This is a genomic window from Aquimarina algiphila (assembly GCF_007489275.1).
GTDB classification, from domain to species: Bacteria; Bacteroidota; Bacteroidia; order Flavobacteriales; family Flavobacteriaceae; genus Aquimarina; species Aquimarina algiphila.
In genome coordinates, this window is record NZ_VLNR01000031.1 from 1 (window position 1) to 23,419 (window position 23,419).

The window sequence follows — 23,419 nt, forward strand, 5'->3', positions numbered from 1 at the left end:
AGGAGAGTCGATGAGAAGAAAAAGAAAAAAATCGTAATTTTAACACTGAAATAAACACGCTTTTGGGAACTGTTTTGCTATGCTCTATTTAAACAGGAATACCCGGGTCAATTTCATAGGAATCTCCACATTGACCGCAGAAACATAAAGTAATATATCAATAGAACCAGAGCGAATTTCACGATGCAGCTGTAACTTACCTGTAAATTCATAAGGTTCCCTATTTTTTAAGTGCTTTTTAAATTTTTTATGTAAAAAAAGTGTGATGTGTTTTCGGGAATCTTTGTCAATAACTCGATCATAATAGTACAGGTTATTATGATAGGCTTGAGTACTCACCGATTCATAAACACCATTAAATTTAAAGGTATGTCCATTTAAATTTGAAGTTATAGAATCTCTAAATAACACCAATAGTTCAGGAATATTGGTGGGAATTACTGTAGGTAAATTAACTTCTGTTGGTTTAATTTCTTCATTCATAGCCCAAATTTATAGTTTAAATCCACAATATTCAAAGCTAAACTACTAGGAATCATGAAGAATCAAAACGAATTCAATCCATAACTGTTTGGTATCATTATCCAAATAAACTATGAATAATGTTAGATAAATCAACTAAAAGGAGAACAAAACAAAATGCTTTGAAGCTGATTACTCATAAAGCCAAGCAAATCCGACGTAAAAATGAACCTTGGAAACAGGCGATTAGTAGAGCATCAAAGCTGCTGAAATCAAAAAAATCTACTCTCAAAGGAGTTGCTAAAAAAAAGAAATTCAAATACCCCGTTTCTCTGGAAGGAACTAAAGGGCAGTTTAAACCAGGGATTATTCCCGAAATAAAAATCAGTTATGTCCGGGGACGTAGAATTTTAGGCAAAGTAACTTCTCCTGATCAAGTGGTCAGTACTATTCGCAAACTATTTAAAAAAGGAGCGATTGAAGGATGGGAGCATTTCTTTGTGTTGTACCTCAATAATCAAAATCAAATTATAGGTTATAATTTACATTCAAAAGGTGGACTTACAGGCACACTTGTAGATGCCCGTATTATCTTTAGTATAGCCCTTAAAAGTTTGGCAACGGGTATTATTTTATCACACAACCATCCTTCAGGAAGTACCAAGCCTAGTAATGGAGATATCCAGCAAACTCAAAAAATAAAGAGAATTGGAGAGTTCCACGAAATTAAAATACTGGATCATATTATTATCACTAAGGATAATTATTATTCATTTTCTGAGGAGGGAATCCTATGAAAGATATCATACTACTAGACCTCTTCAGTGGAATCGGTGGATTTCCTTTAGGACTTCAACAAGCAGGATTTCGAATTAAAAAACATTTTTTTAGTGAAATAGAACCTGCAGCTATAGCCAACTATTCGTATAATTTTAAAAAAGCCATTCATGTCGGACCAATTGAAACGATTAAAAAAAACAGCCTCCCAGCTCCAGATATCATTACCTTCGGATCTCCATGTCAGGATCTTTCAATGGCTGGAAAACGGAAAGGAATTCAAGGCGAAAAAAGCAAACTCTTTTTTGAAGCCATTAGAATCCTTAACCTTTACCGACCCCGTCTGTTTATCTTTGAAAACGTCAAAGGACTTTTCTCCAGTAACCAGGGCAAAGACTTTGAAATCGTACTTAAATCGTTTGCCAACCTTGGGGTATATGATCTCCAATGGCAATTGCTTAATACTTCCTGGTTTCTCCCCCAAAATAGAGAGCGTATCTACCTTGTCGGATCACTTAGAAACCAACTCAGACCCCAAGTATTTCCTATCGGCCAAAGCTGTAAGGCGACTCAGAATTGCACTAGAGAAAGGCTCTCGAAAACCAACACTTCTCCGACAATCGTAACCAAAGTAGGTGATGCCAGTGTCATGACAAACCCCTTTATTTTTACCATTCGAGGTGGAAGGAAAGTAAAAGGAGGGGCTAAAGTAGAATTTAGAAAAGATGGCCGCACTAACTGTATCACCAAAGTGGATCAGGATAATTTGGTCTTAAATGACTGGACTCCGCTGAAAGTAGAACGTACCGAAAAAGCAAAACAAATTCGAAGAGCATTCCAGCAAAAAGGAAAGGACTATGCTCCTTTTCAGGAGAAACAATTTGTTCCCAGAAAAGATGGCAAAATGGGTACAATAACTGCGCATCCACAAAACGAGAATTTATTAATCAAATTAGGTCAGGTGCGAAAACTTACTCCATTAGAATGTGAACGTTTACAGGGTTTTCCTGATGGGTGGACGCAATATGGCTTTCAAAATGGTAAGCTTGTCAACTTAAGTGATTCAAAAAAATACCATATGCTAGGCAATGCAGTAAGCCCTCCAGTAGTGAAAAGCGTGGGAATCCGTCTTTTAACTCGCCCTTCTCTTCAGGGAGTTACTTCAGTAGATATATTGAAAACTAAAGCGTATCAACTTCACTATTCCCTTCTCAATACAAGTCAACAGGAATAAAAAAGAAGCAAGCCGAAAACTGCTTATACGGTTTTGATAGTATTGTATAAAAGCGTTAGTATTGGAATCTCCTTTAAATGGTTTTGGAAGAATTAATAAAACCCCGATTAGCTATTATGGTGGGAAGCAGAATTTAGTAGGTCGTATCTTAAAGTTGATTCCGGAGCATAGTTTATATTGTGAACCTTTTGTGGGAGGAGCTGCGGTTTTCTTTGCTAAAGAACCTAGCGAGGTAGAGGTGATTAATGACCTTAATGGTGATATTGTGAATTTTTACCAGGTATGTAAACTGCAATTCTCAAAACTTCAAAAACTTATACAGGCCACTCCTCACAGTCGAAAGCTGCATTCTGAAGCGGCAAATATCCTTAAGGATCCTTCAGAAAAAGACAAGATCAAAAGAGCCTGGGCAATTTGGGTACAAACCAATATGAGTTTTTCTTCCAGAATATATGGAGGCTATGCTTACGAGCGAAAGTCTGGAGGTACTACCAGAACCATATTAAATAAGAAAAACCGATTTACTATAGAAATATGTGAGCGTTTAGATCAGGTCGATATTGAATGCAATGATGCCTTAAAAGTAATAGAAAGCAGAGATACTAAAGAGAGCTTCTTTTATATTGATCCTCCGTATTTCAATTCTGATATGGGGCATTATGGTGGGTATACCATAAAAGATTTTGAAGCACTATTAAAACTCTTAAGAACAATCAAGGGTAAATTTCTACTTAGTAGTTATCCTTCGGAAATTTTAGATAAGTACACTAAAAAGAAAAAATGGTTTACGCATTCCCTGGAGCAAACAATAAGTGTTACCAAAAACAATCGTGACAAGAAGAAAATCGAAGTATTTACTGCGAATTATGATATTTCAAAACGCATGGAAGAGTTAAATGGGGTTGAACGATCTTGTATTTCACTTCGAATAGAAGCCCTACAATTACAATTAGCACTACTAAACCCGAATCAAACCGAAGCATCCCGAAAGTAAGCCCCCTCGTAATTCTATTATTGTTAAATGAAAACCGAGCGTATTACTTTTGAAAACTACCAGCAATCAATTCAAAAAATTGATATCAATTCATTGCCTGAAATACTGCAAAAAGGGCATGAATTTTTTATAGAAGCGGAATCTTATTACAACAAAGAACAGGATATCAGAGAAACTATTGATATCTATCTTGAGCAATTGAATAATCACCAATCAGCCAATACCGAACTTGGTCAGTTGTTTTCTTCTGCAGGAATTGATTTAGTAGATGGGTTTTTAAAAATGCACAATACCGTACAATCTAAAGATGAGCTTCGAGAATATATTTTTGAATTACAACGAGCCGTTTCTAAAAAATTAATTACAAAAGAGGATCCTAATGCACCTCATGTCGAAAAAATCCAAGACAAATTAATACACCAGCATAATGAAATGTTGATGCAAAATGAAGTACGTATTTTTATCAATCGAAAATGGAGAAAAGAGCTTCAGAGAATAATAAGTAATACCAATGTTGGACAAGAACTTTATGGAAGTTATGATCCTTTACCTGAAGGTGATTTTTTAGGTAATCCCGAATCTGAAGAACTTTTTACACCCATAAATGCTAATATTAAAGAATCTACCATTCCTACTTTTCGTTTACTTGGTGCTTTTGGGGGTTTTTTAGGAGATTTAGAAAAGTTCGAACTCGCCATGACTGTTGAAGGGGATCAGGGAGGAGGGAAAACTAGGTTTACTTATCAATTGGCAGATGCCTTTGCTGACCTTGGAAATCGTATTGCTTTCTTTTCTTTAGAAATTGGAAAGCGTTCGGATCTGATTACTCGAATGAAAGAGGAATACCTAAAACCACAGAATCAAAGCTCTATTTTTATTACAGATCAAATTCCTGAAGGCTATGATACGATTTCAAAAGCTGCAAATAGTTTTGATGTAATTGTTATTGATAGCTGGAATAAAACAGGGTTACCATCTCAAGATTTTGACCGTTTGCGTAAGCAACATCCCAATACTATTTTTATTATCATTTTCCAGCGTACTACTCAAAAGACCATAAGAGGAGGTACTGCTCCATTGTATGATGCTGGAATCAATATTGAAGTAGTGAAAGTAGATGATACCTTTCAAAATAATTATGCTACTACTACTAAAAATAGGTATGGAGTGACAGGTATTAAATACAACATCTTCACAAAGCAAATTACAGGTGCAGCAGTAATACAAGAACCTCTTATTTAATTTTAAATTAGTATGAAATATTATATAGACCTTTTAAAAACCATATGGAAATTGCTCCCCATAGCTTTGACTATTGTATTAGTTATTTTGTTTTTCTCCTGGGGAAAGGAACGACAAAAAGTGATTGATTTTAAAAAAGTTCAAAAAGTGCAATTTCAGGAAATTCAAAAATGGAAAAACAAAGAAGGAAGGAGTCATGCAAGAGCAGAAGCAGCGGAGATCAATGCTAAAAATGCAAAGTTAGTTTTAAATGAGGAGCTGCATAAAATGCTACGAAAAGAAGTAGGAAACTTGAAGCGTAATCTAATTAGTTATGCTACTGTTAAGTCTTCTACTGGGGGTAATTTCAAAACAAAAGGAAAGGATACTATAATTAAATTAAAATCACTCCCTGCAAAAAAGTTTAACATTCGCAATTCAGATCTCAATTTTAGAGGACTTTACATTCCAGAACAGGATACACTTATGGCTCATTATAAAGTCATCCATGATTTTGATTTCATATACTACTATAAAAAACCAGGGAAAAGACCTTGGAATTTATTTCGTAGAAAGCGAGCTGTTGCAGAAATTAAATTTAAAAATCACGGTTCTCAAGCAGATAGCTTGTTTACGGTGATACTGGAAAGAAGAAACAAATAAACCACTTCTTTTTATTCTTTAAGTGGTCTTTCACAACCTTATTACTCGTAATTCCAGTTGCTCATTTCGCTCCAATTAACTCCTAACCACTTAACGATAGTACATTATTTTACGATCTCTTAGCCCTTTTTTATTTGGATTATCTCCCATATTCCTCATTTATTAGGAATTTTAATGTAATGACTTTAGCAAATATTACTATATCAAAACCTTTTATAAAGATCGTATTGTTTTGCATTACAATTAGTTGAAAAATATTACATTTGAGTAATTAATACCCCTAATTTCAAATTGAAGCTTTGATTTTGGGGGTTTTATTTTAAAAAACAATTTCACCAACTTAAAATTATTTCTTCATGGGCTTTTTTGATGAAAAAAACAAAGAATTTGACAGACCGGTACTACCTATAGACCCTATAGAGCTTTATTATTCGTTCAGTAAAGACAATAAGTATAATCTACTATGGGCAGCCCAAGAAGAGGTTTTAAAAAAATGGCATGAGCAAAGAGATTCAATTAACTTACTCATCAAAATGAATACTGGAGCAGGAAAAACATTGACAGGTTTAATAATACTCTATTCTAAAATGTTAGAATTTAATAAACCCGTTGTCTACTTATGTCCAGACAATCAACTCTTATCCCAAGTTGTTGATCAATCTAAAATGTCTGGAATTCCAACTTGTGTGATAGATGAGAATAATGATTTTCCGGAAGAATTTCTTAATTCAGAAGCAATTTTAATAACTACAGTAAATAGAATGTTCAATAGTAAAAACATTTTTGACCGAGATAGAGTAATTCCTATAGCAGTCCTTTTTGATGATGCACATAGAGCTGTCCAAAGTATTATTGATAGTTTTACCATAACAATAGCAGATACTCATAAACTGTATGACGAATTACGAAAACTCTTCAAAGAGGACTTAAAAAAACAATCTACAGCCCTTTATGAAATGCTAAAAACAGGTGCTAGTGGGTATAACATGAAAGTCCCCTATTGGGCCTGGATCGACAAAAAAGATAATGTGAATGCTCTTTTAGCCCCATATGTAGGTGAAAAAGCAACCTTGCTCTTTAAATGGGGTTTATTTCATAACAACTATGATCAGCATGACCTTTACTTCGCTCATAATAAATTAGAAATTTCTCCCAAAATATCACAAGTGAGTAATGTCGCTGCCTATGAAGGCTCCTCTTTTAAATATGCATTATCTGCAACATTTGTTAATGACCATGCTATTCTAAAAGACTTGAATTTTAATAAAGATTCAATCCTTAATCCAATAATACCTACAGATAGAAAAGATTATGGAGAACGCTTGATTTTAACCCCTAAAAGATATTATCCAGAGATTTCTATTGATGACGAAATTAAAATCCTAAATCATCATATAGAAAAAGAGCACAATGTTGTCATACTGGTTCCAAATATGATAGACGCACGTTGGTGGAAAAAAAGAGGAGCAATTATTGCGGATAAGACAAATATCGAAGATGTAATTGACCAACTTAAAACATCAAAGGGAAACCTCGTTGTTTTTTTAAACAGATACGAAGGAATAGACTTAAGTGGAGATTCTTGTAATGTTCTTGTTATTTACAATCACCCTAAATTTAGATCACTCAAAAATAGTTATTACGAAGATATCCATCACGAAACAAGAGCCAATTATGTTGCTCAAACTATTGAACAAGGAATGGGAAGAAGTGTACGTTCAGGAAATGATTTTAGTGTAGTTTACCTTATGGGCAGAGATGTTCTAAAATTTTTAAGATATAAGGAAAATCACAAATTCTTTAATGACCACACTCAAAAGCAAATCCGTATGGGACTCAATTTAATGCAAGGTAAAGAACTTAATGATACGAATATTATAGATGTAATTACTACTGCTGCGGATTCCTGTTTGTCTCAAGAAACTGGATGGAAAACTTATTACAGAGGATTTATGGATAAAGAAAAAATTGAGAAATCTGTATCAAGAGAATTAAACTTAGAAATTAATGAGCTAGAGAAAAAAGCAACTTCATTATTTCTTCAAAAAGAAAATAAGGAAGCAGAAAAACTAATACATGAAATTATTCGTAAAGATATCAATCCAATTCAAAAAGCATGGTACTATCAAATGCTAGGGAATTTTATTTATCCCATCAACCCACAACAAGCAAATAATTATCAAATAAGAAGTAAATCCATTAGTAGTCACATGCTAGAACCTTTTATGGGCAAACAGCAATTCAAAAAACAAGTTTCTGAAGCTCAAATGAAAAAAGCTTTAGATTTTATTAGGTCATTTGATACAAAACACGATCTTCTGCTTTTCATTTCTGAAATATCAAAAGATTTGATTTATATAGAAAGTACAGAATCCCCTGACTATTTTGAAGCAGCGTTAAAAGATTTAGGAAAACTACTTGGTTACGAATCAAGCAGGCCTGAAAAAGAGCTTAAAGAAGGTCCTGATGCATTATGGGGGTCAAAACATTTCCACTTTATTCTCGAAGCTAAATCCCATAAAAAACCAAGCAACAGAATTTACAAATCAGAAATAGAACAACTTCTCTCTTCTAAAATATGGTTTAAAGAAAAATACATTACAGAAACTATAACATTGATGATTACACTACAAGCGAACTCTCAAAGAGAAAATGGTGTAGGCATTGATGAAAATATGTTCGTCATTGATCAACAATGTTTAGATAAACTTAAAGATTCCATATCTAAACTACATTCTTTCATTTCTAATTCGGACTATGATATAATAACTGAAGAGTCAATAAAATTAGAGTATCATAAGCTTAATCTAAATGCAAAAGCCTTTATTCAAAACTATTTGAAGGTCATCAAATGAAATAAAAAAGCTCCGTATTAAATACGGAGCTTTTTGTTGTACCAAAGGCGGGAATCGAACCCGCACGCCCTAAGGCAACAGATTTTGAATCTGTCATGTCTACCAATTCCATCACTTTGGCATTTGTGCGATTTGTTTAACCTATGTTTAACCCTAAGCAAAAAAATCATTTCATTTTTTCAATTTAAACAACTTAAAATCAGTTATTTAAACTTAATTTATTCAAAAAATATGCTTGGATTTTGAATCCAGCGCGTCTACCAATTCCGCCACTCGAGCATTAATGGACGGCAAAATTAACAAAATATTCTTTTCCTACCATTAAATTAAGTAACAAAATAAAGGTTAGAGTGAAAATAAATTTTTAAATTTGCACCTTGTTTTTAGAAAATAAGTTTTAACTCTTTATAATACAATAATTTACCCTATGTCAATCGCAGTTACAGAAGCAAAATTTTTTGCATGTAGTCAAAGTACAGAACTCGCAGAAAAAATAGTAGCTGCCTATGGCGCTAAACTGGGTAAAATTATTACATCAACGTATAGTGATGGTGAGTTTCAACCTTCTTTTGAAGAATCTGTAAGAGGATCCAGAGTTTTTATTATTGGGTCGACTCACCCTAGTTCTGATCATCTTATGGAAATGTTATTGATGCTTGATGCAGCAAAAAGAGCTTCGGCAAGGCATATCACAGCGGTATTACCTTATTATGGGTGGGCTCGCCAGGATAGAAAGGATAAACCAAGAGTCCCTATTGCTGCTAAACTGATTGCCAAAATGTTAGAAACTGCTGGTGCAACAAGAATCATTACTATGGATTTACATGCAGATCAGATTCAAGGGTTTTTTGAGAAACCTGTAGATCATTTATTTGCATCAACTATATTTTTACCATACGTTCAATCGCTAAATTTAAGTGATCTTACAATCGCTTCTCCAGATATGGGTGGTTCTAAAAGAGCTTACGCATATTCTAAAGCCTTATCAAGTGATGTCGTTATTTGCTATAAGCAAAGAGCCAAAGCAAATGTAATTTCGCATATGGAACTTATTGGAGATGTGACAGGAAAAAATGTAGTTTTAGTTGATGATATGGTAGATACTGCCGGAACATTAACCAAAGCAGCTGATCTAATGATAGAGAGAGGTGCCAAGAGTGTAAGAGCCATATGTACCCACCCTATCCTTTCTGGGAACGCATATGAGCGATTAGAAAATTCTAAACTAGAAGAATTGATCGTAACCGATTCTATTCCTCTAAAACAAAAAAGTGATAAAATCAGAGTTGTTAGCTGTGCAGATTTATTTGCAGATGTTATGAACAGAGTTCATAAAAACCAGTCAATTAGCTCTAACTTTATAATGTAAAATAATAATTAATAAATTTTAAAAAATGAAATCATTAACAATCAATGCATCTCAAAGAGAAAGCGTAGGCAAGAAAGCGACAAAAGCCTTACGTAATGCTGGACAGGTACCTTGTGTTATTTATGGTGGAGACACTATTGTACACTTTGCAGCGCCAGAAATTGCCTTTAAAAACTTAGTGTATACTCCAGACGTTCATACCGTGGTAATTGCGTTGGATAATGGTACAAAGATAAACGCCATCTTACAGGATATCCAATTTCACCCTGTAACTGACAAAATTTTACATATCGATTTTGTTGAAATTTTTGATGATAAGCCAATTACAGTTGAGCTTCCTTTTAGAACAACAGGAAATGCAAGAGGAGTTCTTAATGGAGGTGTTTTACGCTATAACCTAAGACGTATTAAAGTAAAAGGTCTTGCTTCTAAATTACCAGACTTGATCGAAGGAGACATTACTAACCTAAAAATAGGAAACAAATTATTAGTTACCAGTTTAGCAAGTGATGATTTCACAATCTTACACCCAGACAATACAGTAGTTTGTATGGTTAAAACTTCTCGTACTGCTGTCGCAGATGACGATGACGATGAAGAAGAAGGAACTGAAGCTGCTACAGAAGGAGCAGAAGCTCCAGCTGCTGAAGCTTAATCTTACAATTCTAGAGATACAAAAGCATTCTGATTATTATTCAGGATGCTTTTTTTATTTTTACATAGTTTTAATACTTCTATTTAAATTCGTATTAAAACTATACAAATTAAACAATTGTAAATCATATGCTTTCTGTATTTAGAAGATTATTTTCAAAACAAAAAGTAGAAGAAACACAAGATGATCTTATGAAAAAAATTCTTGTCGCCGGTCTTGGGAATATTGGTCCTAAATACCACAACACCCGGCACAATATAGGTTTTAAGATTCTTGATGCTTTGGCTAAAGAAGAAGGTCTTACTTTTGAGACAAACAAGCTGGGTGATCTCACAACCTACAAATACAAAGGAAGAACCATCATATTACTCAAACCCAATACTTATATGAATCTCAGTGGAAAAGCAGTTCGATATTGGCTGGAGAAAGAAAAAGTGCCAATAGAAAATCTTTTAGTGGTTACTGATGACATCAATCTTTCTTTTGGAACCATTCGTGTTAAAACTAAAGGTAGTGCTGGAGGACATAATGGACTTAAAGATATCGAAGCACAATTACAAACTTCTAAATATTGCAGATTTAGATTTGGAGTTGGTGATGAATTTAGCAAAGGCAGGCAAGTAGATTATGTACTTGGAGAATGGAAAACCGAAGAAGAGTCTGCTATGCCAGAACGATTAGAAAAAGCAATTGCATTGATTAAATCTTTTGCTACCGCAGGAACATCAAACACAATGAATAGCTTTAACGGAAAATAAAGAAATGTATCCAAACTATTTTTTATTTTTACAATCGCTGTAAATTTCACTTCTTGAAATAAGCATAACAATCATATTGATGCCAAGCATATTAAATATTAGCGAATTTCATCTGATAATTGAACATGAATTTAAAATGAACAGATGAAACGTTATACAGACGCAAAAACATACGACAACCAAACACCTTCTGTAGTTACCATAGGTACTTTTGATGGCGTGCATATCGGTCATAAAAAGATAATAGATCGTCTTATAGAAAGTGCCCAGAAAAATGGATTAGATTCTGTTATTCTCACGTTCTTTCCACATCCAAGAATGGTCTTACAACAAGATTCTAACATAAAGCTTATCAATACAATCGATGAGCGTATACAAATATTAGAAAAGACTGGACTAACCAGCCTTGTTATTCACCCTTTTACACAAGAATTCTCCCGCCTTACAGCTGGTGAATACGTGCAACAAATGTTAGTAGATCGGCTTAATGTACGTCATGTTATTATAGGATATGATCATAGGTTTGGACGTAATCGAAATTCTAATATCACAGATCTCGCTTCTTACGGAATACAAAATGATTTTACTGTAGAAGAAATTTCTAAACAAGATATTGATGATGTTGCGGTAAGTTCTACCAAGATTAGAGAAGCTCTTTTACAAGGTGATATAACGAGAGCAAATACTTTTCTCGGATACGAATATATGTTAACCGGCATAGTAGTTAAGGGGAAAGAACTTGGAAGGAAACTCAATTACCCTACAGCCAACTTATACATAGAAGAAAAATATAAACTTATCCCAAAAAACGGAGTCTATATTGTCAAATCAGAAATTGATGGCACAATCCGTTTTGGAATGATGAATATAGGAACTAACCCCACGGTGAATGGCACGCAACAATCTATAGAAACTCATTTCTTTGATGCTTCTTTTAACTTATATGACAAAAAGATTCAAATACAGATGCTAAAACGTATTCGTGATGAAAAGAAGTTTGATTCTATTGAGCAATTGCAAGAGGCTATGCAACAAGATGAAGATTTTTCTAGGGATTATATAAACTCTTTGGTATGATTAATCGCTGGTTATTTACCCATATTGATAATAGTGCTCTTATTATATTTAGAGTTTTTTTTGGGTTTCTTATCGCGGCAGAAGCTATCGGAGCTATTTTTACAGGATGGATTAAAAGGACCATGATCGATCCAGAATTTACATTTAATTTTATTGGTCTTGACTTTTTACAGCCACTCCCTGGTAATGGCATGTATTTTTACTTTGCAGTTATGGGGATTTTTGGACTGCTAGTGATGATTGGATTTAGATATCGTTGGAGTATGATCGCCTATACGATAATGTGGGCTGGAGTATATTTTATGCAAAAATCTTCTTACAACAACCATTATTATCTATTATTACTGCTTTGCATTATAATGTCTATTCTACCTGCAGGAAACTATTTTTCTGTTGATGTAAAACAAAATCCATTATTGAAAAAAATTTCAATGCCTCGATGGTGTCTGTTAGTGATCATTATACAATTATGGATCGTTTACACCTATGCTTCTGTAGCAAAATTCTATCCAGATTGGCTTGACTATACAGTTGCAAAAAACTTAATGGCTGGTCGCGCGCATTACCCTATTGTTGGAGATATCCTTCAAGGGCACTGGGCACATATAAGTGTTACCTATTTCGGAATTTTATTTGATTTGCTGATTATTCCTCTTTTACTATGGAAAAGAACACGATTCATAGCATTTTGTATTAGTATCTTTTTTCATTTATTTAATTCTATAGTATTTCAAATAGGGATATTTCCATATCTATCTCTGGCTTTCAGTGTATTTTTCTTTTCTAAAGAAAAGATACATCGCATTTTTATGAAAAAGAAAGAATTCTACACTGCTAGTGAAATGGTTATTCCTTCTTATAAAAAATTTGTGGTACCAATCATGACCGTTTGGTTTTTAATACAAATAACTCTTCCTGTTCGTCACTGGTTTATCCCGGGAGACGTGCTTTGGACAGAAGAAGGACATAGAATGAGCTGGCGTATGATGCTTAGAGGCAGGTCGGGAATCACAAATTTTTATATTTTAGATAAAAATGATCCTGAAGCTAAACGAAAATATATTAACAAGACTAATTACCTTTCTAGAAAACAATTACGATTAGTCTCTACTAAACCAGATGCAATGTGGCAATTTGCGCAGCATCTTAAAGAAAAGTATGCCACTGAAGGAAAAGATATCGCTGTTTATGTAAATAGCAAAATATCTATTAATGGAAAAGAACAAAAAGTATTTATCGATCCCGAAGTTGATCTTGCTAATGTCCCCTGGAATTATTTTAGCACCAATCCATGGATCATTAAATATAACAGAGAATAGGAAAAAAATGATTGTTCTCAAGTAAATATAATAACAAGAATGCATTTCTATATTTTAAGAACTATTTTTATCATCGTTTTAGGATTGCCCTTCTTGGTATCTAGTCAACAAGAAGAAAGGTTTACTTCTTTTGGAGTTACTCCTAACCCGGTTAACAAACGTTTATATCGTAATTTACACACGACCAGCGACCCTATCTCGCGAATAAAAATTATTGATACTATTGCAAATATTCATATACGATATGGAAATACGGATTCTATTATCTATTATGGTAACTTCTTAAAAAGTGAAGTTGTAAAATATCAGAAGAACATCCCGAATAGCGATGAATATATTTCCAAATCATATCACATATTAGGAAAAGGAAAATTAAGTAAAGGGCTCTACGATGATGCGATGAAGTATCATCTTGATGGGTTATCTATCTCCCCGGCTTCCACAATGAGTACTTTGTTTTACACCCATCAGCTTGACCTTGCTATTATATACCTTCATAAAGAAGAATATGACACGGCACTACCTATATTACACAATTGTATAGAAAAAACCACAGATAAAAAACTAAATCTATTAGCTAAAAAAGCGCTAGCCGACTTACATCTTTTCAAAAAGGAAATTGGAATAGCACAATCTCTCTATCATGAAGTTTTGGATCAATTAGATCCAGGTAAAGATTTAAAAACCCAGTTGAAGATTCGCCTTAATCTAGGAAGAATCAATAGTATTACAAAAGAATATGATCATGCAATGGATCAATTTAGCTTTGTTAAAGAAAAAGCTATCCAAAATCACTTTTATGACCTATACATTGATGCTGTATTTCAAATGGGAATTATATACTATACTCTCGAACAATATGATGCTGCTGAGATGATTTTAAATTCTGCATATGTAAATACTGTGCAATGGAATAGACTAGAGTTACAACGAGATGTTATCAATATGCTAACTAGTCTGTATAGAGGACAAGAAGATTACAAAAATGCTTATGGGTTAATGACTCAATATGTCAACGTTTCTGATCAAATCTTAAAAAATCAAAACAAAGAGATTGTTAAGGAGTTAGAAATTAAATACCAAACCCTTCAAAAAGAAAAAGAAATCTTTACCCTCAAGGAAGAGCAACTACTTAAAGAAAATGAAATCAGCCGGCAAAGAACCATTAAAAATGCCTTTCTAATCGGCTTTGTTATCACTCTTATTCCTATCATTGCTTTGTTGATCCTATATTTTCAAAAACTAAAAACACAGGTCAAACTTAATAAGTCACAAGAGGAAGTAAACCAACAGAAAGTACACGGATTGATGAAGGAACAGGAACTTAACCTTATTAAGGCTTCTATGCAAGGACAAGATCGGGAACGAAAACGTGTTGCCAGAGAGCTACATGACAGTATTGGTGGAAACTTGGCTAGTATAAAACTACAGCTTTCTAATAATGATAATGGTAATCAAAACACTAAGATCATCAACCAAATTGATGAAACCTATCATCAAGTAAGAGATATTTCTCATGATCTCGCTTCTAAAAAGTTTCTTGAAAATGGAATTTCTAAGCTTGTAAAAGAATACATATCTAATATACAGGATGGTAGTAATCAGAACATTTCTTTTAATCCTCATCCCGAAGAACAAATCGACAAAATCGGTGTTCCTTTAAAAGAAGAATTATTTAAAATCATTCAGGAGTTATTAACCAACTGTCTAAAACATGCACAGGCAGATCGAATTGATATCTATCTGAATCAATATGAAAAAACACTGCAACTTCTTTTTGAGGATAACGGTATTGGGTTTAATACCAAAAAAAATGCAGATGGTATTGGATTTAAAAACATAAAGAAACGTCTGGATAAATTATCAGGCACCTTATTTATTGATTCTACTCCAAACAGAGGTACAGTAATCGATATTGAAATTCCTATGTAATATCTTGCAGAGAGTACTTTACCTGCTCAAACTGATATTTTTTATTTAAAAATTCTCTGTAGAAATCATAACTCCATTTTCATCAAAATATTCCCATGTCCCTGATTTCTGATCTAGTTCATATCTCCCTTTTTCTTTAATATTACCATTAAAATGATACTTCTCATAATTACCATGCCATAACCCTGATTGGTATTGGTACATTTCTTTAACCACACCTTCTTCATTGTATTCTTTCCATTCTCCATCTCTTTCGCCGTTCTGATAGTATCCTATAATCGATAATTTTCCGTTTGCATGGTATTCCTTATAGGTTCCATGTAAGTTTCCATTCTTAATTGGAGTACTCATTTTAGGAGTTCCATCTGCAAAAAAGTAAAGCAACTCTCCTATTGCATTCCCGTTTGTAAATGTTGCTCTAGAATGCACTGCTCCATCAAAGTGATAGGTTTCCCAAATACCTTCTTGTTGATCATTCTTATAGTTTCCTTTTTTAGACAATGTATTTGTTCTTAAATCGTATGCTCTGGCTTCCCCCTCCTTAACTCCATTTTTATAAGGTATAGAATCTACCTCGGCAGTATCTTCGTCATAATATGCCCAAACTCCTATTTTCTTAGATTGCTTAATCTTACCAATACCTTTGACATTACCATTCTTATGATATTCTATTTTTTGTTCCTCACTAGAGTCTGCACAACTTAAACACAAAATCATTGCACTAAGAACAATGTATTTCTTATAATTTTTCATAAGTCAAATTAATTATTCCTTTTCATCTCTACATCATTTTATAAAAATTGTATCAGGAAATACTTCAAATTTAAAACTTCTACTATTGTCACCAAAGTATATCTATTATACAATTCGAATTAAGAAAAAGTAGAATATTATTTAGCATTTTAAGTGCTTTAAATTTATCATTGTATTGAAATAATATCGATTGTAGTTGAAGTTTTAAAAAATACAGTTCTTAAAGCAATCATATTAACATTAAAACCTAACCAATGAACATGTTCGATTCTACCAACGTAACGGATAAGTTTTTAGATGAAAAAAGAAAAAAAACCGACCCTTTAGCAGATCAAATCATGCATGAAATTATCACATCTGGTAATCATGCTCAATTTATCAAAACACTTAAAGCACTGGTCAGAAATAATAGTTATTCAGAACACCAATTTGACCTATTCCCAATTGAAATACAACAGAAGTTAAACGAATATTTTAAAACGACATCAACACTACCAGAGTGGCTTGATTGGAAACTTATCCAATTAGGGCAGGATGTATTTAACAGATATGTTTTATTGATAATGATGATGTTACAATATAAATCTCTTCCTCTTTGCTATTCTTGTAAAAACGGAGCAAAAATATTACATCTTACCGGTAGGTTAACCGAACGATATGGAAGTTCAAAAATATTTAAAAGACTTGCAGAAACAGGGCAAATGGTTGCAAATACAATGTCTCCTGGTAGTTTTTTACCAAATGGCAAAGGAATTGTTACTATACAAAAGGTACGACTCATACATGCTATGGTAAGGTATTTTCTACAATCTACTAAGTACAATACTTATGAATGGGATACCGATGAATTAGGTGCCCCCATTAATCAGGAGGATTTAACAGGTACGTTAATGGCTTTTGCTCCAATGATTATCGATGGGTTAGAACAACTTAATATTAAACTAACAAAGCAGGAGAAGGAAGGTTATATACATTGTTGGAAAGTAATAGGCTATCTAAATGGGATAGATCATGATTTACTTCCAAACACATATAACGAAGCCTGGGAGTTATCCATCAAAATACTCAAACATCAAGCTGCCCCATCGGCTGAAGGCATCGAATTGACTAAATCCTGTATTGATCTTCATAAAAATTTAACACGAGGGTTCCTATCCAAAAATATTCCCGAATTTATGGTGAGATATTTTCTAAAAGAAACGTCAGAAGCTACTGGACTAGATATTGGTGAAACTATAGGAATAAAAAACAGCCATAACAATCATGAAAAAAAAATAGTATTACTTTCTAAGTTTGCATCAATATCTACAGTGAACAAATGCTTTTTAATAGCGTATCATAAATTTCAGAATATATCTTTCAAAAAAAACTTATCCGTGCCCAATTCTATTAACAGTGGTTAAACTCATCATTAAAAAAAGCTGGTATTTTTCATAAACCCTTTTAAAACTTTATTTATCTAATCCTGTCTAACTATTACATCCCAATAGTATTTACAGTATTACAATCAAACAGTTAAAAATGATCACGATTCAAACACTTTTAGAAAAAAAAACATTCAATGCAACAGAATTCAATAAGAAAACGACTCTTTTTATTGATATTACTCAAATTATTTTAATCCTTTGGACGATCGGAAGTTCAATTACGCAAGCTGGATCAATTTCTGCTGGAATTATTACTTATATTTTATATCCAATCTATCTTGTATATGCAATCACCTCCAAAAACAATCTAATATTAAAACTCATTGTATTTGGAACTTCTTGTGGTATTCTTGAGCTGTTTGCCGACCATTACGCCGCCATAACACTGGATTCATTAGTATATCCAATGGATGAGCCTATGTTATGGACTTCTCCCCTATATATGCCTTTTGCATGGTCAAATGTACTCGTTCAGATGGGGTATCTAAGCTTAAGACTAATCCAATGGAAAGGTATAGCAATTGCATCAGGTATTATTGCTATTTCTGGCGGAGTATATATCTTCTTTTATGAGAATATGGCCAAAAGTGCCGGTTGGTGGTATTATCAAAATGCCTCTATGCTATTTAACACACCTCATTATATCAGTATTGCAGAAGTACTTCTATTCATTACCTTACCCATTTCTATATATGTTGTTTATAAAAAAAACATAGCTTGGTCCTTAGTATTGGGGTCTATATCTGGTTTATGGATTTTGGCAGCTGCTATCTTTGCTTACACTATAGCCCCATAAGGTCATTTATAATTAAGTCTCAAAAGCAGTAGAAAAAATTATTATGACCCATAAATTGAATTTCTTATAACAATCCAAAAAAATTAAGTTCCAAAACCCGAGCTTTTATTTAAATTTGCTCCTTCATTACAAATGATGAAAAAACCGTCAAAAAAGATATCATGTTAGTAGTATCACAAATCATAGCAAACAAAGAAGCGTATATAAAAGCCTTGGCAAAAAGAAATTTTGATGGCGAATCGGTTTTAGGTAAAGTGATTGCCTTGGATGAAGATCGTCGTGCTACGCAAACAAAACTGGATAACACACTAGCAGATTCTAATACATTCTCCAAAGAAATTGGTATGCTCTTTAAGAATGGAGAGCAACAAAAAGCTAATTTACTTAAAGAGAAAACGGCACAGCTTAAGGAAACTTCTAAAGAACTTGGCGCTAAGCTTACTCAGATACAAGAAGAACTCACACAATTGTTATATACCATTCCTAATATTCCCCATGATTCTGTTCCTAACGGACAGAGCGATGAGGACAATGAAGAGGTTTATAAAGAAGGAGAGATCCCGGTATTAGAAGAAGGAGCATTACCTCATTGGGAGCTCGCTAAGAAATATGATATTATCGATTTTGAGTTGGGTGTTAAAATTACCGGAGCGGGCTTTCCTGTATATAAAGGTAAAGGTGCTCGATTACAACGTGCGTTGATCAGTTATTTTTTAGATAAAAACACTGAAGCTGGGTATAAAGAATATCAGGTTCCGCATTTGGTAAACGAAGCCTCAGGATATGGCACAGGCCAGTTACCAGATAAAGAAGGACAAATGTATCATGTAACCGGTGATGATCTATATCTGATTCCTACTGCAGAGGTTCCTGTAACTAATATGTTTAGAGATGAATTAGTAACAGAAAATCAACTCCCTATTTGTTGTACGGGATATACTCCTTGTTTTAGACGTGAAGCCGGTTCTTATGGTGCTCACGTAAGAGGTTTAAATCGTTTGCATCAATTTGATAAAGTCGAAATTGTGCGCATCGAAAAACCAGAAAATTCATATCAGGCTCTGGATGGAATGGTAGAACATGTAAAAGATATTCTTAGAGAGTTACAATTACCTTATCGCGTATTACGTCTTTGTGGTGGCGATATAGGATTTACCTCTGCGCTGACCTATGATTTTGAAGTATTTTCTACGGCACAAGATCGTTGGTTAGAAATTAGTTCTGTTTCTAATTTTGAATCTTATCAAGCCAATCGATTAAAACTAAGATTTAAAGATACTACAGGAAAAAACCAGTTAGCACATACGCTTAATGGAAGTTCATTAGCACTTCCAAGAGTATTGGCCGGTATTTTAGAAAATTATCAAACTCCAAAAGGGATTAAAATTCCTGAGGTATTAGTTCCTTACTGTGGATTTGAATGGATTGATTAATTTAACCCACAGAATGAATTAAAAAATAAGCCCAGTCATATGCTAATCAAGCAAATAACTGGGCTACTCACACCACATGGTTGTTCTACTAAAACAGGGATAATGCTCGCCATCTCATCCCACACATGCAATAACAATATATTTTTAAAATTTGTGACGAATCACAAATTAAATGGTTTATCTATTTGATTGACCCAAGAGTTGCATTAACTGACCATAAAAAATCGAGTTGAAGCGTGTCTTTACCGTAGCTTTGCTGAAAATCTACATAACGATTACCATTATAATTTAAACTCGAATTATTTTGAGGCCATCTTGCCTGGATATGACAGCTCATACAATTGGTTTGAATCCCATAATTATTTTGAACAGTTTTACCGTTATAGATACCGCTTTCATTTTCACCTAGTAAAACAGGATTATTAGAACCAGAAGGGCCAAAACCAGCCTCCAAATAAGGGTTATAGGCATATAAAGATTCCCCAATGTTTTGACCATTAATATAAGGTTGAGCTGGTATTTTGGTTGAATACGCTGCTGTCATGGCATAATGACTAGCCGCATCATCTAAGGTTACATTACTTCGATATGAGGCATGCAATTTTGAACTCGGAAAATGAGGTGTATCGGGGTATTGACTCCACCAAAAAGATTGCCATGTCCATCGTGTTGTTTCTTTTGTCATTACATGCATTCCCACTAAAACAGCATAATCTCCATGTTCAAAATTTCCAAATGGCTCTGTAAAATTTTTATCAACCTTAAAATTTATAAAATCTGATATTGCAAACTTTGTTTTTCCGTCAGCTTCACTTTTACTCTTTACTACTTTAATTAAAGAATTTGGCCAATCATTTTGATCCCAGGTACGAATCGTGTCTTTTGGTGGTCCTTGCCATACATGAATAGTATCCTTGCCATTAGCCAAATTTACAGGAAGAAATACTGGTTTAATCATAATAGATTTTACTGGAAAACCTATAATTTGATTTGCACCGCTTTTAATCAATGATTTTGCTACTTTTTGATCAAAAATCCCTTGTTCTACAACATGCTTTTCTGCAGCAGGACTATATTTTACAAATCCAGCTAGTTGTGTTTCATTAATACTATCCAAACCTACTCCATGTCCCAATTGATGAGGAACGGTTAAAGGAAATAGATTTTTATCATTAATTCTGTCTTCTGATTTTATTTGTTGTGGTGTTCTCCATGATTCAAACACTCTAATTTTATGTCCGTTTTCAGTTTCTAAATCCGTCATTTGAGTAAGCCCTGCCCATATCTGCCAAGCATGTGTATAAATACCTTCTATATTTTTTGGATTCGTGTAATCCTGTGTATATCCGATTAATGTCGCCTCAGAAACAGGAAAACCATATGTTGTTGGAAAAGGTTGTGGTATCAATTTTTGCTGGGGCTCTGGAGCCTGATAAGGTTCTGGCTTTTCATTTTTACAACTAAATAACCCTAGCGTGGTAGTTACTAAAATCATTAAATGTAAGAATATTTTATTTTGTTGTTTTCTCATTTCTTATTGAGTTTAATTTTAGTAACTAATGATCTTACTTCAGCCCCAGAGCAATTACCCACATAGTTTCGCTTTTAAATTATAACACCCAAAACTACATTACATATTACTTTTACTAATATCTAAAAAAGTTGAAAAAAATAATATTTCATCATATTTCATCATTCCAGATTCAATAAAATGTACAAATTCCTAAATTCATCAAAATTGATAATACAATAATTCAACATTAAAGGGTTAAACGCACAGATTAAGGGAACCATAACATACTACTAATTCGCATTTTGTTATATTTACAAAAAACTTGCAAAATGCGCCTTATCTTTTTCTATATCTCCCTAGTATTTACTTTTTCGACATTTGCGCAGTCGGAACAGTTGGCTAAAAACTATATCCAACAAGGAGCATATGAAAAAGCACTTTCTGTATATCAAAAACTATATGCCAAAAATCCCAACCGGATAAATTATTTTTTAGGGTTAGTAGAATCGTATCAACAATTAGAAAAGTTTGATGAAGCAGAAAGTATTTTGAAAAAAAGAGTAGAAAGAACACCTGGTAATGCTCAGATTCTGGTAGAACTAGGACATCATTATGATTTGCAGGGAAAATCTGAAGAAGCGCGTTTGTATTATGACAAGGCGGTAGAAACCTATAGTAACAATAGTGTAAATCACGCCTACTCCCTTGCACAAACATTTGAAAAATATAGTTTACTAGATGAAGCCGCATTGATTTATGAAAAAGGGATGAAAGACAATCCCCGAGCAAATTTTAATGTCCAATTAGCCAAAATCTATGGAGAACAAGGCAAACTAGAAAAGATGTTTGATAGTTATTTATCTTTATTAAAAACACAACCCAATTATATCAATATTGTGCAACGAAATTTTGGAGATTACATATCAGAAGATCCGACAAATGAAGCCAATATTATCTTTAGAAAATTATTAATTAAAAGACTACAACAAAATCCTGATATTTTATATAACGAAATGTTGAGTTGGCTTTTTGTACAGCAAAAAGAGTTTAAAAAAGCATTTATACAGGAAAAAGCTATTTATAAACGTAAAGAAGAAGGTCCTGAAGGAATCATTGATTTAGCCAGAATTGCTATTTCTGAAAAAGATATTAAATCAGCTACAGAAATTCTTAATTACCTTCTAGAAACCTCAGCTTCAAAAGACATGAAGCTTACTGCTCATAAGATTATTCTTAAAGCCAAAGTGGATAATGCCAATAAAAAAGAATACAAAACCATAGTTGATCAATATAATACAGTATTTAATGAGTATGGTAAATCCAGAGAAACGATAGGCCTACAAGTAGATTATGCTCATTTCCTGGCGTTTAATCAGGATAAAAAACAAGAAGCTATTGGTTTTTTAAAAGATTTACTCAAAAGAGAGCGGCTATCCAGATTTCAGTCTTCCCGAATTAAAATGAAAATTGCAGACATCTTAGTATTAGATCAAAAATTTAATCAAGCATTAATCTATTATACGCAAGTACAAAATGCACTGAAGAATAATTTTCTGGCACAGGATGCCCGTTTTAAAGTAGCAAAAACAAGTTATTACAAAGGGGATTTTGCATGGGCACAAACCCAACTTGATGTTTTAAAATCTTCTACCTCTCAATTAATTGCTAACGATGCTATGGAGCTAAGTCTTATTATAAGCGATAATTCTCTTGAGGACTCTACACAAACTGCTTTAAAGATTTTTGCCAGAGCAGACTTATTAGCCTTTCAAAATAAGAATGAAGATGCGATTGCAGAATATCAGAAAATCTTAACTCAGCATAGAGGCGAAAAAATCGAAGATGAAGCTTTTTTACGTCAGGCAAAATTATTTGAAAAAGAAAAACAATTCGAAAAAGCCAAAATCAACTACCTTAAAATTATAGAATTTTATAACGATGATATTCTAGCAGATGATGCTTATTATTGGTTAGCAGAACTATATTCGAATGAATTGGGTGAACCCGAAAAAGCAAAGGAATTGTATGAGAAAATTATCTTTAACCATGCAGCCAGTATCTATTTTGTAGCGGCCAGAAAAAAATACAGAACCCTACGTGGAGATGCTATAAATTAGGTAATTATCAATAGTTAGTTGCACGTAGTTTACTACCTTTGTTCGCTTAACTTTTTTAGATCAA

General features: G+C 33.4%; 19 protein-coding genes and 1 tRNA gene. 16 read left to right on the forward strand and 4 right to left on the reverse strand.

What is annotated here, in order from left to right:
* Window positions 1–84: 84 nt before the first annotated feature.
* Entirely contained in the window at window positions 85–483 is a 399-nt protein-coding gene (locus FOF46_RS15155) for a hypothetical protein (RefSeq protein ID WP_143917042.1), read from the reverse strand.
* A gap of 119 nt (window positions 484–602) precedes the next feature.
* Here FOF46_RS15155 and FOF46_RS15160 point away from each other — a divergent pair, with 119 nt between their 5' ends.
* From FOF46_RS15160 to FOF46_RS15185, 6 genes are all read left to right on the forward strand, one after another.
* Window positions 603–1,259 carry a JAB domain-containing protein gene (locus tag FOF46_RS15160; RefSeq protein WP_143917043.1) on the forward strand — a complete coding sequence of 219 codons (657 nt, stop codon included), beginning with the start codon at window positions 603–605 and terminating at the stop codon, window positions 1,257–1,259.
* On the forward strand, window positions 1,256–2,473 hold the full coding sequence (locus FOF46_RS15165) for a DNA cytosine methyltransferase (RefSeq protein WP_143917044.1): 1,218 nt from the start codon (window positions 1,256–1,258) through the stop codon (window positions 2,471–2,473). The genes FOF46_RS15160 and FOF46_RS15165 overlap by 4 nt, the downstream gene beginning before the upstream one ends.
* Window positions 2,474–2,534: 61 nt before the next feature.
* Entirely contained in the window at window positions 2,535–3,467 is a 933-nt protein-coding gene (locus FOF46_RS15170; RefSeq protein ID WP_208746783.1) for a DNA adenine methylase, read from the forward strand.
* 27 nt (window positions 3,468–3,494) lie between these two features.
* Window positions 3,495–4,709: an antirestriction protein gene (locus tag FOF46_RS15175; protein ID WP_143917045.1), complete on the forward strand. Its 1,215-nt coding sequence runs from the start codon at window positions 3,495–3,497 to the stop codon at window positions 4,707–4,709.
* 12 nt (window positions 4,710–4,721) lie between these two features.
* Window positions 4,722–5,351 (forward strand): hypothetical protein, encoded by a 630-nt coding sequence (locus FOF46_RS15180; RefSeq protein ID WP_143917046.1) that lies wholly within the window; start codon window positions 4,722–4,724, stop codon window positions 5,349–5,351.
* 356 nt (window positions 5,352–5,707) lie between these two features.
* The gene (locus FOF46_RS15185) at window positions 5,708–8,206 is read left to right on the forward strand and encodes a DEAD/DEAH box helicase family protein (RefSeq protein WP_143917047.1); all 2,499 of its coding nucleotides are present in this window, start codon (window positions 5,708–5,710) and stop codon (window positions 8,204–8,206) included.
* A gap of 39 nt (window positions 8,207–8,245) precedes the next feature.
* On the opposite strand, the gene FOF46_RS15190 is transcribed toward FOF46_RS15185, so the two are convergent.
* Window positions 8,246–8,327 (reverse strand) — tRNA-Leu (locus FOF46_RS15190).
* A 306-nt stretch (window positions 8,328–8,633) separates the two neighbouring features.
* Between FOF46_RS15190 and FOF46_RS15195 the strand changes: the two genes are divergently transcribed.
* The 6 genes from FOF46_RS15195 to FOF46_RS15220 all read left to right on the forward strand — a co-directional run bounded on the left by FOF46_RS15195 (window position 8,634) and on the right by FOF46_RS15220 (window position 15,316).
* Window positions 8,634–9,575 carry a ribose-phosphate pyrophosphokinase gene (locus tag FOF46_RS15195; protein WP_109435826.1) on the forward strand — a complete coding sequence of 314 codons (942 nt, stop codon included), beginning with the start codon at window positions 8,634–8,636 and terminating at the stop codon, window positions 9,573–9,575.
* 25 nt (window positions 9,576–9,600) lie between these two features.
* Entirely contained in the window at window positions 9,601–10,230 is a 630-nt protein-coding gene (locus tag FOF46_RS15200) for a 50S ribosomal protein L25/general stress protein Ctc (RefSeq protein WP_109435827.1), read from the forward strand.
* A 128-nt stretch (window positions 10,231–10,358) separates the two neighbouring features.
* Complete coding sequence (gene pth, locus FOF46_RS15205) at window positions 10,359–10,988, forward strand: aminoacyl-tRNA hydrolase (protein ID WP_143917048.1); 630 nt, start codon at window positions 10,359–10,361, stop codon at window positions 10,986–10,988.
* 144 nt (window positions 10,989–11,132) lie between these two features.
* On the forward strand, window positions 11,133–12,065 hold the full coding sequence (locus FOF46_RS15210; protein ID WP_109435829.1) for a bifunctional riboflavin kinase/FAD synthetase: 933 nt from the start codon (window positions 11,133–11,135) through the stop codon (window positions 12,063–12,065).
* Complete coding sequence (locus tag FOF46_RS15215; protein ID WP_109435830.1) at window positions 12,062–13,384, forward strand: HTTM domain-containing protein; 1,323 nt, start codon at window positions 12,062–12,064, stop codon at window positions 13,382–13,384. The genes FOF46_RS15210 and FOF46_RS15215 overlap by 4 nt, the downstream gene beginning before the upstream one ends.
* 39 nt (window positions 13,385–13,423) lie before the next feature.
* Window positions 13,424–15,316 (forward strand): tetratricopeptide repeat-containing sensor histidine kinase, encoded by a 1,893-nt coding sequence (locus FOF46_RS15220; RefSeq protein ID WP_143917049.1) that lies wholly within the window; start codon window positions 13,424–13,426, stop codon window positions 15,314–15,316.
* A gap of 45 nt (window positions 15,317–15,361) precedes the next feature.
* On the opposite strand, the gene FOF46_RS15225 is transcribed toward FOF46_RS15220, so the two are convergent.
* Complete coding sequence (locus FOF46_RS15225; protein WP_143917050.1) at window positions 15,362–16,069, reverse strand: toxin-antitoxin system YwqK family antitoxin; 708 nt, start codon at window positions 16,067–16,069, stop codon at window positions 15,362–15,364.
* Between the two features lie 254 nt (window positions 16,070–16,323).
* Here FOF46_RS15225 and FOF46_RS15230 point away from each other — a divergent pair, with 254 nt between their 5' ends.
* From FOF46_RS15230 to serS, 3 genes are all read left to right on the forward strand, one after another.
* Window positions 16,324–17,472, forward strand: a complete 1,149-nt coding sequence (locus tag FOF46_RS15230) for an oxygenase MpaB family protein (protein ID WP_143917051.1) — start codon at window positions 16,324–16,326, stop codon at window positions 17,470–17,472.
* A 118-nt stretch (window positions 17,473–17,590) separates the two neighbouring features.
* Complete coding sequence (locus FOF46_RS15235) at window positions 17,591–18,292, forward strand: DUF6989 domain-containing protein (protein ID WP_143917052.1); 702 nt, start codon at window positions 17,591–17,593, stop codon at window positions 18,290–18,292.
* Window positions 18,293–18,453: 161 nt separating this feature from the next.
* Complete coding sequence (gene serS / locus FOF46_RS15240; RefSeq protein WP_109435835.1) at window positions 18,454–19,725, forward strand: serine--tRNA ligase; 1,272 nt, start codon at window positions 18,454–18,456, stop codon at window positions 19,723–19,725.
* Between the two features lie 181 nt (window positions 19,726–19,906).
* Here serS and FOF46_RS15245 read toward each other — a convergent pair whose 3' ends face one another.
* Window positions 19,907–21,256, reverse strand: a complete 1,350-nt coding sequence (locus tag FOF46_RS15245) for a hypothetical protein (protein ID WP_143917053.1) — start codon at window positions 21,254–21,256, stop codon at window positions 19,907–19,909.
* 311 nt (window positions 21,257–21,567) lie between these two features.
* On the opposite strand from FOF46_RS15245, the gene FOF46_RS15250 reads away from it, so the two are divergent.
* Window positions 21,568–23,355, forward strand: a complete 1,788-nt coding sequence (locus tag FOF46_RS15250; protein ID WP_143917054.1) for a tetratricopeptide repeat protein — start codon at window positions 21,568–21,570, stop codon at window positions 23,353–23,355.
* Window positions 23,356–23,419 lie beyond the last annotated feature (64 nt).